Source organism: Pseudogemmobacter bohemicus, from assembly GCF_003290025.1.
Lineage (GTDB): Bacteria > Pseudomonadota > Alphaproteobacteria > Rhodobacterales > Rhodobacteraceae > Pseudogemmobacter > Pseudogemmobacter bohemicus.
Map to the genome: position 1 here is coordinate 1,345,348 of NZ_QNHG01000001.1, position 13,980 is coordinate 1,359,327.

General features: G+C 61.4%; 19 protein-coding genes and 2 riboswitches. Of the genes, 13 read left to right on the forward strand and 6 right to left on the reverse strand.

Annotated features, from left to right (window positions below):
- Positions 1–59: 59 nt before the first annotated feature.
- Positions 60–166: riboswitch (TPP riboswitch) on the reverse strand.
- Positions 167–305: 139 nt separating this feature from the next.
- Positions 306–518, forward strand: a riboswitch (cobalamin riboswitch).
- A gap of 129 nt (positions 519–647) precedes the next feature.
- The 12 genes from DRF71_RS06355 (at position 648) to DRF71_RS28460 (ending at position 9,814) form a co-directional block, all read left to right on the forward strand.
- Positions 648–1,886: an aromatic ring-hydroxylating oxygenase subunit alpha gene (locus DRF71_RS06355; RefSeq protein WP_112309615.1), complete on the forward strand. Its 1,239-nt coding sequence runs from the start codon at positions 648–650 to the stop codon at positions 1,884–1,886.
- A gap of 3 nt (positions 1,887–1,889) precedes the next feature.
- Positions 1,890–2,981 carry a 2Fe-2S iron-sulfur cluster-binding protein gene (locus DRF71_RS06360; RefSeq protein ID WP_112309616.1) on the forward strand — a complete coding sequence of 364 codons (1,092 nt, stop codon included), beginning with the start codon at positions 1,890–1,892 and terminating at the stop codon, positions 2,979–2,981.
- 76 nt (positions 2,982–3,057) lie between these two features.
- The gene (locus DRF71_RS06365) at positions 3,058–3,492 is read left to right on the forward strand and encodes a PaaI family thioesterase (RefSeq protein ID WP_232831327.1); all 435 of its coding nucleotides are present in this window, start codon (positions 3,058–3,060) and stop codon (positions 3,490–3,492) included.
- Between the two features lie 667 nt (positions 3,493–4,159).
- Complete coding sequence (gene nrdH, locus DRF71_RS06370; protein WP_112309617.1) at positions 4,160–4,384, forward strand: glutaredoxin-like protein NrdH; 225 nt, start codon at positions 4,160–4,162, stop codon at positions 4,382–4,384.
- 10 nt (positions 4,385–4,394) lie between these two features.
- The gene (gene nrdI / locus DRF71_RS06375) at positions 4,395–4,844 is read left to right on the forward strand and encodes a class Ib ribonucleoside-diphosphate reductase assembly flavoprotein NrdI (protein WP_112309618.1); all 450 of its coding nucleotides are present in this window, start codon (positions 4,395–4,397) and stop codon (positions 4,842–4,844) included.
- On the forward strand, positions 4,826–6,952 hold the full coding sequence (gene nrdE, locus DRF71_RS06380; RefSeq protein ID WP_112309619.1) for a class 1b ribonucleoside-diphosphate reductase subunit alpha: 2,127 nt from the start codon (positions 4,826–4,828) through the stop codon (positions 6,950–6,952). Before nrdI ends, nrdE begins: the two co-directional genes overlap by 19 nt.
- A gap of 75 nt (positions 6,953–7,027) precedes the next feature.
- Positions 7,028–8,002 (forward strand): class 1b ribonucleoside-diphosphate reductase subunit beta, encoded by a 975-nt coding sequence (nrdF, locus tag DRF71_RS06385; RefSeq protein WP_112309620.1) that lies wholly within the window; start codon positions 7,028–7,030, stop codon positions 8,000–8,002.
- Between the two features lie 201 nt (positions 8,003–8,203).
- Positions 8,204–8,578 (forward strand): AAA family ATPase, encoded by a 375-nt coding sequence (locus tag DRF71_RS28450; RefSeq protein WP_232831328.1) that lies wholly within the window; start codon positions 8,204–8,206, stop codon positions 8,576–8,578.
- A gap of 44 nt (positions 8,579–8,622) precedes the next feature.
- Complete coding sequence (locus DRF71_RS28455; protein ID WP_232831329.1) at positions 8,623–8,907, forward strand: hypothetical protein; 285 nt, start codon at positions 8,623–8,625, stop codon at positions 8,905–8,907.
- A gap of 18 nt (positions 8,908–8,925) precedes the next feature.
- On the forward strand, positions 8,926–9,075 hold the full coding sequence (locus DRF71_RS27245; protein WP_157970946.1) for a DUF6634 family protein: 150 nt from the start codon (positions 8,926–8,928) through the stop codon (positions 9,073–9,075).
- On the forward strand, positions 9,060–9,320 hold the full coding sequence (locus DRF71_RS29360) for a DUF6634 family protein (protein WP_112309621.1): 261 nt from the start codon (positions 9,060–9,062) through the stop codon (positions 9,318–9,320). The genes DRF71_RS27245 and DRF71_RS29360 overlap by 16 nt, the downstream gene beginning before the upstream one ends.
- 56 nt (positions 9,321–9,376) lie before the next feature.
- The gene (locus tag DRF71_RS28460) at positions 9,377–9,814 is read left to right on the forward strand and encodes a hypothetical protein (protein ID WP_112309622.1); all 438 of its coding nucleotides are present in this window, start codon (positions 9,377–9,379) and stop codon (positions 9,812–9,814) included.
- 114 nt (positions 9,815–9,928) lie between these two features.
- Here the strand turns inward: DRF71_RS28460 and tnpB are convergent, their stop codons facing one another.
- The 5 genes from tnpB to DRF71_RS06425 form a co-directional block, all read right to left on the reverse strand.
- Positions 9,929–10,204 carry an IS66 family insertion sequence element accessory protein TnpB gene (gene tnpB, locus DRF71_RS29365; protein WP_112309623.1) on the reverse strand — a complete coding sequence of 92 codons (276 nt, stop codon included), beginning with the start codon at positions 10,202–10,204 and terminating at the stop codon, positions 9,929–9,931.
- A gap of 70 nt (positions 10,205–10,274) precedes the next feature.
- Positions 10,275–10,586 carry a hypothetical protein gene (locus DRF71_RS06410; protein ID WP_112309624.1) on the reverse strand — a complete coding sequence of 104 codons (312 nt, stop codon included), beginning with the start codon at positions 10,584–10,586 and terminating at the stop codon, positions 10,275–10,277.
- A gap of 284 nt (positions 10,587–10,870) precedes the next feature.
- Positions 10,871–11,458 (reverse strand): GNAT family N-acetyltransferase, encoded by a 588-nt coding sequence (locus tag DRF71_RS06415; RefSeq protein WP_112309625.1) that lies wholly within the window; start codon positions 11,456–11,458, stop codon positions 10,871–10,873.
- Positions 11,455–11,865 (reverse strand): ketosteroid isomerase-related protein, encoded by a 411-nt coding sequence (locus DRF71_RS06420; RefSeq protein WP_112309626.1) that lies wholly within the window; start codon positions 11,863–11,865, stop codon positions 11,455–11,457. Before DRF71_RS06420 ends, DRF71_RS06415 begins: the two co-directional genes overlap by 4 nt.
- Positions 11,866–11,987: 122 nt before the next feature.
- Complete coding sequence (locus tag DRF71_RS06425) at positions 11,988–12,821, reverse strand: SDR family oxidoreductase (RefSeq protein ID WP_112309627.1); 834 nt, start codon at positions 12,819–12,821, stop codon at positions 11,988–11,990.
- Between the two features lie 87 nt (positions 12,822–12,908).
- Between DRF71_RS06425 and DRF71_RS06430 the strand changes: the two genes are divergently transcribed.
- A complete protein-coding gene (locus tag DRF71_RS06430; protein ID WP_332872044.1) occupies positions 12,909–13,391 on the forward strand; it encodes a winged helix-turn-helix transcriptional regulator in 483 nt (160 codons plus the stop codon).
- Between the two features lie 40 nt (positions 13,392–13,431).
- Here the strand turns inward: DRF71_RS06430 and DRF71_RS06435 are convergent, their stop codons facing one another.
- Complete coding sequence (locus DRF71_RS06435; RefSeq protein WP_112309629.1) at positions 13,432–13,962, reverse strand: hypothetical protein; 531 nt, start codon at positions 13,960–13,962, stop codon at positions 13,432–13,434.
- Positions 13,963–13,980 lie beyond the last annotated feature (18 nt).

Sequence of the window (13,980 nt, forward strand, 5' to 3'; positions counted from 1 at the left end):
GACCGGCGAAATGTCAGGGAGCCGCCGCGCCGGGCCGCCCCCAAAGGGCCACCAGAGGCGCGATCAGACTACCCGTTCCCTCCGCCGGTATGAACCGGATCAGGTTCGATGGGTTAGCCTTTCGGCCTCTCAGCCCCGGTTGCCCGGGACACCCCAACGAGTAAGTTGCCCAATCGTTAAGCGCCGCATTTTGGTTTGGCAACCGGCAAAATCGCACTTTCGGGGCCAAAAGCACCGCGCGGGCGGCGGCTGTCTTTTCCGCTTTGCGACATGTCGCAAACAGACAATCCGGCGCGCTGCACTGTGGTCAATTCGCCTTGCAAGGTGCCGCTGGAGACAGCGGAGAATTGGGAAGCCGGTGCGGCCCGAAATGGGTCAAATCCGGCGCTGCCCCCGCAACGGTGGGGGGAGAGGGCGCGACAAGGACCACTGGGTGGAGGAGCCCGGGAAGGCGTTGCGACCGGGGTCGAAGAGACCACTCCCCAAGCCCGGAAACCAGCCTTGCGAGAGAATGTCGAGCCGCGGCGGGCGGTGCAGCGACAACAGGCTCGCGGGTCCATCCCCCGTGCGGGCCGGTTGTGCTGCCTTGTCCATCGCAAGTCAAACCTGCCCGTGCGGGGAGCGCGGGCTAACGCGAAGGACAGCAGATGCTGAGCCAGTCCGAGACCCTAACGCGCCTTTTGGCGCGCCAGAGCGGCTATGCTCTCGAACGTGATTTATACTGTGATCCCGGCGTTTTGGAGGCCGATCTTCAACAAATCTGGTATCGCGAATGGCTTTTCGCCATACCGGCCTGTGAACTGGAAAAGACGGGCGCTTTTGCCACGCTGCAGGTCGGTGCCTATCCGGTGGTGATCATCAAAGGCAAAGACAACCGCATCCGCGCCTTCCACAATGTCTGTCGCCATCGCGGCCAGAGGCTTTGCGCGAAGACCAATGGATCGACCACGAACCTTGTCTGCCCCTATCACCAATGGACCTATGATCTTGAGGGCAAGCTGATCTTTGCCCGCGATATGGGCGAGGATTTCGATCCCGCGAAATTCGGCCTGAAGAAGGTTCACTGCGTCGATCTGGGCGGCATGGTCTTCATCTGCCTGGCCGAAGTGCCGCCGCCGATTTCCGATCTCGCACCGAAACTGATGTCCTATCTGGCGCCTTCGGGCCTCTCGGATACGAAGGTCGCTTTCAGCTCTACGATTGTGGAAAACGGCAACTGGAAGCTGGTGATCGAGAACAACCGCGAGTGCTATCATTGCGGCGGCTCGCACCCGTCTTTGTGCCGCACCTATTCCGACAATCCGCGGATGACGGCGATGGAGGGTCCCGATTCGGCCTCGCCCGATATTATCGGGCACTGGAAGCGTTGTGAGGCAGCCGGCCTGCCCTCGCGCTTTACCAACCACCCGAAGATGCAATGGCGGCTGGCGCGGATCCCGCTGCTGAACGGGGCGGAAAGCTATACGATGTCGACAAAGGCCGCCGTGGCGAAACGGATGGGAACCATGCCGTTCAATGATGCCGGCAGCCTTCTCTTCTTCCACTACCCGAACACCTGGAACCACTTCCTCGGCGATCACGCCATCGTCTTCCGCATCCTGCCGATCAGCCCGACCGAGACCCAGGTGACCACCAACTGGCTGGTCCATAAGGACGCGGTCGAGGGCGTCGATTACGATCTCGAAACCCTCACCCGCGTATGGCTGAATACCAATGACGAAGACCGCCAGGTGGTCGAGGAAAACCAGAAGGGCATCCTCTCGCCCGCCTATGAGCCCGGCCCCTATTCCACCATCCAGGAAGAGGGCGTCATGCAGTTCATCGACTGGTATGCCGGCGTGATGACCGAACGGCTGAGCCCGAAGCCCGCGATGGCGGCGGAATAAGCCATGGGAAAGAGCCAACTGAACTGGGCCGCGAACCCCTGGAGCGATTCCGAGCCGCTGGAATGTGCCATGGTGGTGCCCGAGACGCCCGACACCGCCACCTTCACCTTCCGCGCGCCCTCGGGCGCCTGGTTCGACTATCAGCCGGGCCAGTTCGTGACGCTGGACCTGCCAGTCGATCCGAAAAAGGGGGCGAAGGGCAATGTGCAGCGCACCTATACTATATCTTCCTCGCCGTCCCGGCCGCTGTCGATCTCGGTCACGGTCAAGGCGCAGGCGGACAGTATCGGCACGCGCTGGATGCTCGATCATCTGAAACCGGGGATGCAGATCAAAGCCTATGGGCCGGCAGGGATCTTCAGCTCGCACCGGCATCCGGCAAAGAAGTATCTCTTCATCTCGGCCGGGTCCGGCATCACGCCGATGATGTCGATGACGACCTGGGCCTGGGATTCGGGCCAGATGCCCGACATCACCTTTGTTCATGCCGCGAAACGGCCGTCGGAGATCCTGCTGAAAAAACGGCTGGAGGGGTTTGCCGACCGGGTGCCGGGGCTGAAACTGCGCTTCACGGTCGAGGAAGCCGACCCGTTCCAGACCTGGTCGGGCTATCAGGGGCGGCTTTCGCAGATCATGCTGGGGCTGATGGCGCCGGATTATCTGGAGCGCGAGGTGTTTTGCTGCGGACCGGAGCCCTTCATGCAGGCGGTGCGCGAGATGCTGGTCTCGCTGGCCTTTGATATGGAGCATTACCACCAGGAAAGCTTCGGCGCCCCGGTGAGTTCCGAGGCCGAGGCGCCGGTGATTACCGATGTGATCCCCGACGCAGATGCCGGAGCGCAGATCACCTTTGCCGCTTCCGGTGTAACCAGCCCCTGCGCCGAGACCGATACGGTGCTGGCGGTGGCGAAACGCTCGGGGCTGAACATCCCTTCGGGCTGCACTTTCGGTCTTTGCGGCACCTGCAAGGTGAAGAAGACCGAGGGCGAGGTGCATATGGTCCATAATGGCGGCATCTCGGATGACGAGATCGCGGATGGCTGGATCCTTGCCTGTTGTTCAAACCCGATGGGCAAGGTGACCGTAGAGGTCTGAGTAAAATGACGCATCGGCACCCTTGCCGGTGCGCCTGAGACGGCTACTCTCCCGCTGGCTGAGAGGGAGAAGAGCCATGACAAAACCGATCCTGATGGATGCGCGCGCGCTGAATGACTTTGTCACCCGCGATTTCGGCCAGGTGGCGGCAGATTTCACGGTTGATGCGGTGACGGATCAGGGCATCCGGCTGCGGCTGATCGTGGCGGATCGCCACCTGCGCCCGGGTGGCACGGTTTCCGGCCCCACGATGTTCGCGCTGGCCGATGTGGCGGTTTACCTCGCGATCCTGTCCAGGATCGGGCCGGTGGCGCTGGCGGTGACGACGGGCTGCTCCATCGACTTCATGCGCAAGCCCGAGGCCGGGCGCGATCTTTATTGCGATGTGCGGCTGCTGAAACTGGGTCGTGTGCTGGCGGTGGCGGATGCGCTGATCTTCTCGGACGGGGTCGAGGATCCGGTGGCGCGGGCGAATATGACCTATTCGATCCCGCCCGCCCCCGGCAGATGAAACGGGCGACCAGGGCGGGCAATGTGGACGGGCGACCCGAGCAGGCGACGCGGGTGGGCGTCAACGACCGGTGGGCGGGTGGAATCGGCAGCGTTCGAATCAATTTGACGACGCCCTCAGGGAACCCATAGCGGACCGCGCAGCCTTACCCTGGGTCAACGGGCTTATCCCCAGAGATGTACACCATTCTGTCCACGAAACGCCCCGTCTATGGGCAGGGGCCGCTCCTGGATATTGTGCAAGGTGAAATTTTGCGCGGCCGCGCCCTGTGGGTTTAGAGGCACACATTTGCCCCCAGGATCAGAGGCAAAGCCGGGATTTCCCCTGATTTCAGGGGGTTTTCAACCCTGAGCCGTCCCGGTCACAGCTGGCATTTCAATAACACAAGATGTTGACAGTCAGATAAATCAGAGATCAATATACAGGTGTTCCAGGGCGCAACTCTGCAGCCTGCGACGTGATGGAAAACCGGGGGGAACCGGGAATTTTCCAGCCGCCGCCAGCAGCAGACAAACCGATGGGGAAACCCATGGCAAGGCGGGAAACCCGGAACAAAAGTGAAGGCAACAAAACCGTGCGACGGGCGCGAGGATATGCCCGGCGGAAGATCTCCGCCGGCCGATCCTTTGTGAACCCTTGCCATATGGGACAGTAGAAGGATCAGGCAATGACCATCACCGTTTACTCCAAACCCGCTTGCGTTCAGTGCACCGCCACCACCCGGGCGCTGGATGCCAAAGGCTTGTCCTATTCGATTATTGATCTGACCGAAGATGCCGAGGCGATGGATCGCGTTGTTGCGATGGGCTATCGCCAGGCCCCCGTCGTCATCGCCGGTGATGCGCATTGGGCGGGATTCCGTCCCGACATGATCGGCCGCCTCGCCAGCTGAGGGCGCGGTCATGCCCGGGCTTGTCTTTTTTTCTTCTGCCTCGGGCAACACGCTCCGTTTCGTCACGCGCCTCGAAGAGACCCTCGCCGATACCGCTGAGGGCCGCTGTGCAAAGGTGCTGCGTATCCCGATATCCCCGCAGGATCCGATGCCGGATCCGGGCGGGGATTATGTTCTGATCTGCCCCACATTCGCCGATGGCGAGGGGCGCGGCGCGGTCCCGAAACAGGTGATCCGCTTTCTGAATGACCCCGACCGGCGTGCCGGTCTTAAGGGCGTGATCGCCGGGGGCAACCGGAATTTCGGGACGACCTATGCTCTTGCGGGCAGGGTTATCTCAGAGAAATGCAATGTGCCGGTTCTGTACAGCTTTGAGCTGGCCGGAACCGAAACCGATATCGCCCGCGTCCGGCGCGGGCTTGATCTATTCTGGGGGATGGAATGCTCGACAATGGCGTGAAGCCGGCGCTGGATTACCATGCGCTGAACGCGATGCTGAACCTCTATGACGGCGAGGGAAAAATCCGCTTTGACGCCGACCGTATGGCGGCCAAGCAGTATTTCCTGCAACATGTGAACCAGAACACCGTTTTCTTCCACAACCTGGATGAAAAGCTGCGCTACCTGGTCGATGAGGGTTATTACGAACCCGATGTGCTGGACCAGTATTCGCGCAATTTCCAGCGCGCGATCTGGGATGCCGCCTATGAGAAGAAGTTCCGGTTCCCGACCTTCCTCGGCGCGTTCAAATATTACACCAGCTATACGCTGAAGACCCGCGATGGTCAGCGTTTCCTGGAGCGGTACGAGGATCGTGTCGTGATGGTCGCGCTGGCCTTGGCGCGCGGCGATGAGGCGCTGGCGATGTCGTTTATGAACGAGATCCTTTCGGGCCGCTTCCAGCCCGCGACACCGACCTTCCTGAATGCCGGGAAGATGTCGCGCGGCGAGCTGATCTCGTGCTTCCTGCTGCGGCTGGAAGACAATATGGAATCGATCGGTCGTTCCATCAATTCGGCGCTGCAGCTGTCGAAACGCGGTGGCGGTGTCGCTTTGATGCTGACCAATCTGCGCGAAGCGGGTGCGCCGATCAAAGGGATCGAGAACCAGTCTTCCGGCGTCATTCCGGTGATGAAACTGCTGGAAGACAGCTTCTCTTATGCGAACCAGCTTGGCGCGCGTCAGGGCGCGGGCGCGGTCTATCTGAACGCGCACCATCCCGACATCCTGCGCTTCCTTGATACCAAGCGCGAGAATGCCGACGAGAAGATCCGCATCAAGACGCTGAGCCTCGGCGTCGTGATCCCGGATGTGACTTTTGAACTCGCGAAGAAGAATGAGGATATGTACCTCTTCTCGCCGCATGATGTGCAGAAGGTCTACGGCGTGCCCTTCTCGGAAATCTCGGTGACCGAGAAATATGACGAGATGGTGGACGACAAGCGGATCAAGAAGAAGAAGATCAATGCGCGGGAATTCTTCCAGACGATTGCCGAGATCCAGTTCGAGAGCGGCTATCCCTATATCATGTTCGAAGACACGGTGAACAAGGCGAACCCGATCCATGGGCGCATCACCATGTCGAACCTCTGCTCGGAGATTTTGCAGGTCAACGAGGCTTCGACCTTCCATGAGGATCTGAGCTACGACCATCTCGGCACCGATATCTCCTGCAACCTCGGCTCGCTGAATATCGCGGCGACGATGGACGGGCCGGATATTGGCGCGACCGTCGAGGCGGCGGTGCGCGCGCTGACCGCCGTGTCGGAAATGTCGGCGATTGATGCAGTGCCCTCGATCCGCCGCGGCAATGACGAGAGCCATGCCATCGGCCTTGGCCAGATGAACCTGCACGGCTATCTGGCGCGCGCGCATGTGCATTACGGCTCGCCCGAGGGGGTTGAATTTACCTCTGTGTATTTCGCGGCGGTGGCCTATCATGCGATCCGCACCTCGAACCTGCTGGCGCGGGAACACGGGCAGAGCTTTAAGGATTTCGACAAGTCGAAATATGCCGATGGCAGTTTCTTTGACAAATACACGGAAAAGGACTGGCTGCCGGTCTCGGAAAAGGTCACCGAACTCTTTGACGGCGTGACGCTGCCGACCCGTGCGGATTGGGAAAGCCTGAAGGCCGATGTGATGGCGAGCGGGCTTTACAACCGCAATCTGCAAGCCGTGCCACCGACCGGGTCGATCAGTTACATCAACAACTCGACCTCTTCGATCCATCCGATCGTGGCGAAGATCGAGATCCGCAAGGAAGGCAAGATCGGGCGCGTCTATTACCCGGCCGCCTTCATGTCGAATGAGAACCTGGAATATTACCGCGACGCCTATGAGATCGGGCCGGAAGCCATCATCGACACCTATGCGGCGGCGACCGAGCATGTCGATCAGGGCCTCTCGCTGACTTTGTTCTTCCCCTCAGAGGCCACCACGCGCGATATCAACAAAGCGCAGATCTATGCCTGGAAGAAGGGCATCAAGACGATCTATTACATCCGCCTGCGCCAGACCGCGCTGGAAGGGACCGAAGTGCAGGGCTGCGTTTCCTGCACGCTGTAAGGTCAGGCTGAGCGCCGGGGGCCCTGCCCCCGGACCCCCGGGATATTTTCAGACAGATGAAAGGGTTCTTCCGCGATGAAGGATCATGTTGTGCCCAAGACCATTCTCAAGGCGATCAACTGGAACCGGTTGCAAGATGAGAAGGACCTCGAGGTCTGGAACCGTTTGACGGTGAATTTCTGGCTGCCCGAGAAGGTGCCGCTGTCGAATGACGTGCAGTCCTGGTCGACTTTGCGCCCGGAAGAGCGGGAGCTGACGATCCGGGTCTTCACCGGGCTGACGCTTCTGGATACGGTGCAATCCTCGGTTGGCGCGATCTCGATGATGCCTGACGTGGTCACGCAGCATGAAGAGGCCTGTCTGACCAATATCGCGTTCATGGAATCGGTCCATGCGCGGTCCTATTCCTCGATCTTCTCGACGCTTTGCTCGACCAAGGAGATTGATGACGCGTTCCGCTGGTCGGAGGAGAACCCGCATCTCCAGGCCAAGGCGCGGATTGTGCTGGAGAAATACAAGGCCGGGGAAGACCCGCTGAAACGCAAGATCGCCAGCGTCTTCCTTGAGAGCTTCCTGTTCTATTCCGGCTTCTACCTGCCGATGTACTGGTCGAGCCGCGCGAAGCTCACGAATACCGCCGACCTCATCCGTCTGATCATCCGCGACGAGGCGGTGCATGGCTATTATATCGGCTATAAATTCCAGCGTGGTCTGGAGGCGCTGGACGAGGCGCGGCGCCAGGAGCTGAAGGATTTCGCCTTTGCGCTGATGTTCGACCTTTATGAGATCGAGCAGCGTTATACCGAGGAATTGTATGACGGTATCGGCCTGACCGAGGATGTGAAGGCCTTTCTGCATTACAACGCCAATAAGGCGCTGCAGAACCTGGGCTATGAGGCGCTCTTCCCGCCTTCGGTCTGCGAGGTGAACCCGGCGATCCTGGCGGCGCTGTCGCCTGACAGCGAGAACCATGACTTCTTCTCGGGCTCGGGGTCGAGCTATGTGATCGGCAAGGCGGTCGCGACGGAAGACGAAGACTGGAATTTCTGAACCTTGCTCCGGCTCTGCCCACCTGAGGCAGAGCCGGATTTCACGGCTGGCTTTGCGGGCGGCATCGCCGCTGGTCGGGCCCGGCTGGATGCCCCCTGGTTTCCCCGGGGAACGCGCGCGCGCCTTGGATCATTCACGGATTTTCGTCACTCTGTAGTGCGTCAACCGCCGGGCCCCTGGCACGCAGAGGCTATGCTCTGGATGGGACCGGCCAACGAGATGGTCTGGCATGCCATGCGCCGCTCGGTTCGTGTGGGCTGGCCCGGTCTCCGACTGCCGCCGATGCTCATCAATGGTCCGCCCGGCATCGGCAAAAGCCATTGGGCGCGCAGGCTCGGCGAATTGCTCTCCATGCCGGTCCTGGTGGTCGATGCGGGCAGCGAGAGCGCCAGCTTTGGGCTGATCGGGCCGCAGCGTGGCTGGGGCAGCGCGGAGCCGGGGCGGCTCGTCAGGACGGTTCTGCGGAGCGCGGTGGCCAATCCCATCGTCGTGGTGGACGAAATCGAAAAGGTCGGAACGCCCGCCTCCCACAAGGGACAGACATTCGGGTTGACCGAGGGGCTGCTCCCGCTTTGAGCGCCAGGCGATGGAGCTGCCCCTGTTTTCAGGTGCCGTTCGACATGAGCTGGATCGGCTGGATCCTGACATCGAACACCGCGTCCATCCTGTCGGAGCCGTTCCGCAGCCGCTGCCCGCCCATTCATCTGCGGCACCTGACGCCCGACGAGCTCACAGCCTTCGTGCGCCACGAGGGCAAGAAGCGCGAGCTGTCCGAGGCCGCGATCGAGGCGATCGCGGAGGTGCTGACGCACCCTTCCCTGTGCCAGCACCGGCCCTCACTGCGGATCGTCAACCGCGTGCTGCAACGCACGGCGGATCTGGAATGCGGGTCGCTCCTCCACTGAACCTCAAAGGACATTTTCATGATACTCTCACCCCAATTGCGGGCCGAGTTCGATTGGCTGCTCCTTGCCATAGAGGCCGCCGAGGCCGGACCGTCGGATGAGGACCTCGCCACCGCGCCGATCATCGTTATGTGGCGAACCACCGCTGCGCGGTGCTCGGGGGCCTAGTCTCGAACCACCCGGAACTGAGCCGCGACTATACCACAACCCCGGCGCTGATCGCGCTCGACCAACAGCGGGGCTGGGAGAGGACCTGGAACCGTTGGTATCGTCTTGGCACGCCTCTCGCGGACTTGTCGATGAGCGCGCCTGTGGTCCATCTTAAGGATCTTGCACGTCCCGGTTTCCGGGAGATGGAAGACGAGGCCCGGCTGCCGGAGGTCATTGCCAACTACATCATTCGAGTTCGGTAAGGTGGACGCACAGGACCAGCTGGCGCGCGATGCGATGCAAAGCAGAGGATATCCGCATGCAGTTCCGTCGCGATCTCATCCGCACGATGTTCGCGGGGGATGGCGATCAGCTTGGCGCCCTTGGCGAGGGGCTGGAGCACGCGCAGATCCTCGGTCTTCAGATGGCCGACCTCCCGAAGGGCGGCTCGGGCCCTGATAATCCGTTCCACGCGCCGGTCGATCTTGTCGATGTCCTGATCACTCAGATCGCCGAACTTGAAGCGCTTGGCGGGGCGGTCCTCCGGCGCATCGGGCGTTGCCTTGGCGCGGAGCGTTGCGAGATGCGTCATGAAGCGCTGTTTGAGAACGTGGGGGGTGTGTTCCGGGTCGAAGAGCCGGATGCCGAGCATGGGGATCGTGGGCATTGGCTAGGAACCTCGCGGCATGAGGGGACCGACAGGGAAAACCATGGCTTCCCGAACGAATTATTTAATAATTTAAAATCAATAATATAGGATATTTTTTAGTTTTGAAATGTTCAAACCGGCGGGTGTCAGATGTTGGGAAATGTCGACGCTGGATCAGCGACTGGCTGAGCTTTTCAGAGGAGCAAGCCGCTATTGAGCGGATCAGAGGAATGAGGGCTTTCGGGCCGTGCGCGTCCCGACCTGGGTCCAGTCAACACCCTTGAAGAGCACCTCGAACTGAGCCCTGCTGAGGGTAACCGGCGCAGCCTGAGGTTTCGGCCAGGTGAAACGACCGCCATCGAGCCGTTTGGTGACCAGGACCAACCCGGTGCCGTCCCGGACAAGCAGCTTCAACCGGGTGCGGCTTCTGGAGCGGAACACGAAGACCGCGCCGCAGAAGGGGTCGAGGTCAAAGCTGTTGGCGACACAGGCTGCCAGCCTTCCATTCCTTTACGGAAATCGACAGGTTGTGACGCCAGAAAGATACGAACGCTGTTGATCGGGACGATCATTGCGCGGCCCTCACAACACCAAGGATCCCAGCCAGATCGCCAGCGGGATAACTGGGCGGTATCGCGATTTCCGTGTCTTCCACGCGGATGCGGCAGAGCATGGTGTTTTTCTCTTCCCGGGGGAGGGAATTGGCCTTTGTATCGGCGACAGGCCTCATTTCCTGCGGAGCCATCACCTCAAAGAACTTCGGACCATCCTGTTCGAGATTGATCTGTTTGACCCAATACGCGAGCAGAGACTTGTTCGCACCGATCTCCTCGGAGATCTCACGGATCCCTTCACTGTCCGCAATCCGCTTGACGGCCATTGCACGCAGCTTCTCAGGCCAACGTTTCCGCCAGAGAGCACCAATCGGCACATCGGCCCCCGGACCGCCACCCCACTCGAAACCACTCCGTCCAGCACTTCCACCTCCTTCAATCAGGTGGTGCCAGTATCTCAAAGCCCTTATTTTATTGAAACATGGGTGTATACACCGCTTACAATCCTTCGCGCATGGCCCCTGATGCACTTTCAGAATGCCCGCGCCTGCCTGCCTCCTCGCAGCAGGAACAGGCCCCATCAGCGATGTCGCGCGGGCGCCCGCCCGGCTCAGAGCTGGCGGATCCAGAACTGCAGCGGTTTTTCGCTGTCGGCAGCCTCGCCAAGATCGCGCCAGGAGAAATGCGCGATGGCCCCCGGCAGCGGCGCATAGCCGCGTTTCGTCCAGAAGGCATCATTGCTGCGATACTGTCCGGGGCGCAGCGGATGATCCCCGGGCCGCATCACCGAGCAAAAGGCGACATGGCTGCGGCCGAGGCTGCGGGCATGCTCCTCGCGCAGGTCGAAAAAGCGGTGCCCCACGCCCCTGCCCCGATAGTCCGGCAGCAGGACCGATTCCGCGCCGTAGAGGATTTTCTCCAGCGGCAGCCCGGTCTGGCGCATCGGCTCGGCGAATTCGCCGGCATGATCCTCCATCGGTGCCGAGGTCGAGGCACCGACGATCCGGCCATCATCAATCGCCGCGACCAGCAGAGCGCCTGCACTGTCGCGGTACGCCTGGAGGTAATTGCGCTCATAATCCAGCGTGCCGTCATAGAGATAGGGCCAGTCGCGGAACACGGTGATGCGAAGCCGCGCCATATCATCCAGCGCGGCCTCCAGTTCCGCGCCTTTGAGCGCGCGGACCTCCAGGCTCATTTCGAGACCTGTTCGATCCAGTCATTCAGGTTGTAGAAGGTGGTGACGCGGGTGATCCGGCCTCCCTTCACATCAAAGAAAGACCCGGCCGGCAGGATGTATTTCTGGCCCTTTGCCTCGGGCAGGCCGGGATCGGTTTTCAGATATTCGCCATGAACCACGAATTCCGCCGCCGCGCGGCTGCCGTCTTCGCTGACGAAGATCACGATGTCTTTGAGTTCCTCGCGGTAGGACACCCCCATATGCGAGCCGAATTCCGCGAATTTCTCGCGGCCGCGGCGGATGCCACCCTCATTGACGCGGTGTTCGATATCCTCGCTGACCAGCGCGGTCATTCCTTCGGGGTTCAGCGCGTTGAAGGCGGCGTAATAGGATTCGATCAGCTGGCGGGTCTCAGATGCGGACATGGCTCTCCCTTTCCTGTTGGCGCGAGGATAGCCACTCGCCGGGCAGAGGAAAGCCTGAAAGCGTCCTGAAATGGGCTCCGGGCGGCCTTTGAAGACCGCCCGGTATCGCCTGGTGTATCCGATCAGGCCAGAGCGGTCGCCACCGTCACGGCAAGCGGCGTGGTCGGGCGGCCAATCAGGCGCGACAGGGTCTTGCTGTCGTCAAACAGCGCACCTTTGGCGGTCTGGGCATCGCTGTCGGCAAGGATCGCGGCAAAGCCAGCCGGCAGGCCGAACCCTTCCAGCGCTTTGGCGTAATCGGCCTCGGGCAGGTTCACATAGCCCACCGGCTTGCCAGCCTGTTTCGCGACCTCGGCCGCGAGGTCAGCGCCTGTGAAAGCGGTGTCCCCCGCAAGCTCATAGATCTTGTTCTCATGCCCCGCTTCGGTCGCAGTGACGGCGATTGCCTCGGCATAATCCTGACGGGCGGCGGCGGAATAGCGCCCCTCACCCGCCGAGCCGATGATCGCACCATGTTCAATCGCCGGGGCCAGGGCGCCGGTCATATTCTCGGTATACCAGCCATTTCTGAGGATCGTGTATGCGAGGCCCGACGCCTTCAGCGCGGCCTCGGTCCCGATATGCTCGGCGGCGAGTTTCATCGTAGAGGCATCGCCTTTCAGAAGCGAGGTATAGAGGATCCGCTTCACGCCGGCGGCTTTGGCGGCGTCGATCACCGCCTTATGCTGCGGGAAACGCTTGCCGACCTCATTGGCCGAGATCAGCACCAGGGTATCAACGCCTTTCAGCGCGGCCGGATCGGGTTTGTCATAGTCAAAGGCGCGGGTCTCGACGCCCAGATCGGCGGCTTTCGCGGGGCTGCGCACCAGGGCTATCGGGGCGGTGCCACGGGCTTTAGTGGCGGCAATGGCGAGGCGGCCAAGCTGGCCGCTGGCTCCGGTGATGGCGATTGTCATTGGATTCTCCTGTTCCGGATTTGACAGGAAGAGAATAGCGTAATACTTATAAAAAGTAAGTACGCACCATTTTGTAAGTGTGGAACAATGACGCACAACCCTGTTACGACGGATGCACAGCGGCTGATGGATGGCTGGCGCGAGGGCAATGTTCTTGCCGCCGAATGCCCGTCGCGGCGCATCCTGCAGCATCTGACCAGTCGCTGGGGCGTGCTGGTGATGGTGGTACTGGCGACCGGGCCGCAGCGTTTCGCCGGACTGCGGCGCCGGGTGGCCGGGGTCAGCGAGCGGATGCTGTCCCAGGTGCTGAAGGATCTGGAATCGGATGGATTCGTTTTGCGCACTGCGCATCCGGTGGTGCCGCCGCATGTCGATTATGAGCTGACACCGCTGGGTCAGCAGGCGGCGGCGCGGCTGATCGGTCTGGTGGGCTGGATCGAAGCCGAGCTGGAAACGATCCTGGCCGCAGGCACTGGTCTCGCGGCAGGATCCGGGGTGGCCTCCGGGGACGCATCCGGGGGCGCCGAGGTCGGCTCGCTGGTCGCGGAAACAGAAACGGCCCGGGGCTGATCGCCCGGGCCGCGTTTACGCTGGTATCTTTGGGGAAAGCTCAGGCGGCGCGGCTGGCGCGCCCGGCATTGGCCTCGTCCTCGCCTTCCTTGCGCATATCATTCCATTTGGCCAGTTCCGCCGCCAGGCGGTTCTGCGGTGCCACACCCTCGCGGTTGCGGTTGCCCCAGAAACCATGGTCGGCGATCACCCGGCCAAAGGGCAGGAAGGCCGGCATCAGCGCATGTTTCGTCATCGCCCAGCCAAAGGCGCTGAGGATCGCGGCCATGCCGAAGAGGCGCAGGAATGACTGGTGTTCTACTGTCGTCAGGGTTTGCAGGCCCGGGCTGGACAGGGCGGCGACATGGCTGATTGCAACCATCAGCGAGACAATGGCCACCACGCCGTAGAACCAGCTGATGAAATGACCGGCATTCCGGAGATGGCGGAAATCACTGCGGCGGATGGTCATGCAGAGCCCCGCCAGCAGCACCACCATCGGCGGGATGCCCCCGATCAGGAAACAGGCAGCGGCGGTCATCAGCAGATAGACAGCCAGAACGGTATAGGATGACCCCGGAATGCCAGACATGAGGTTTCTCGCCCTTCG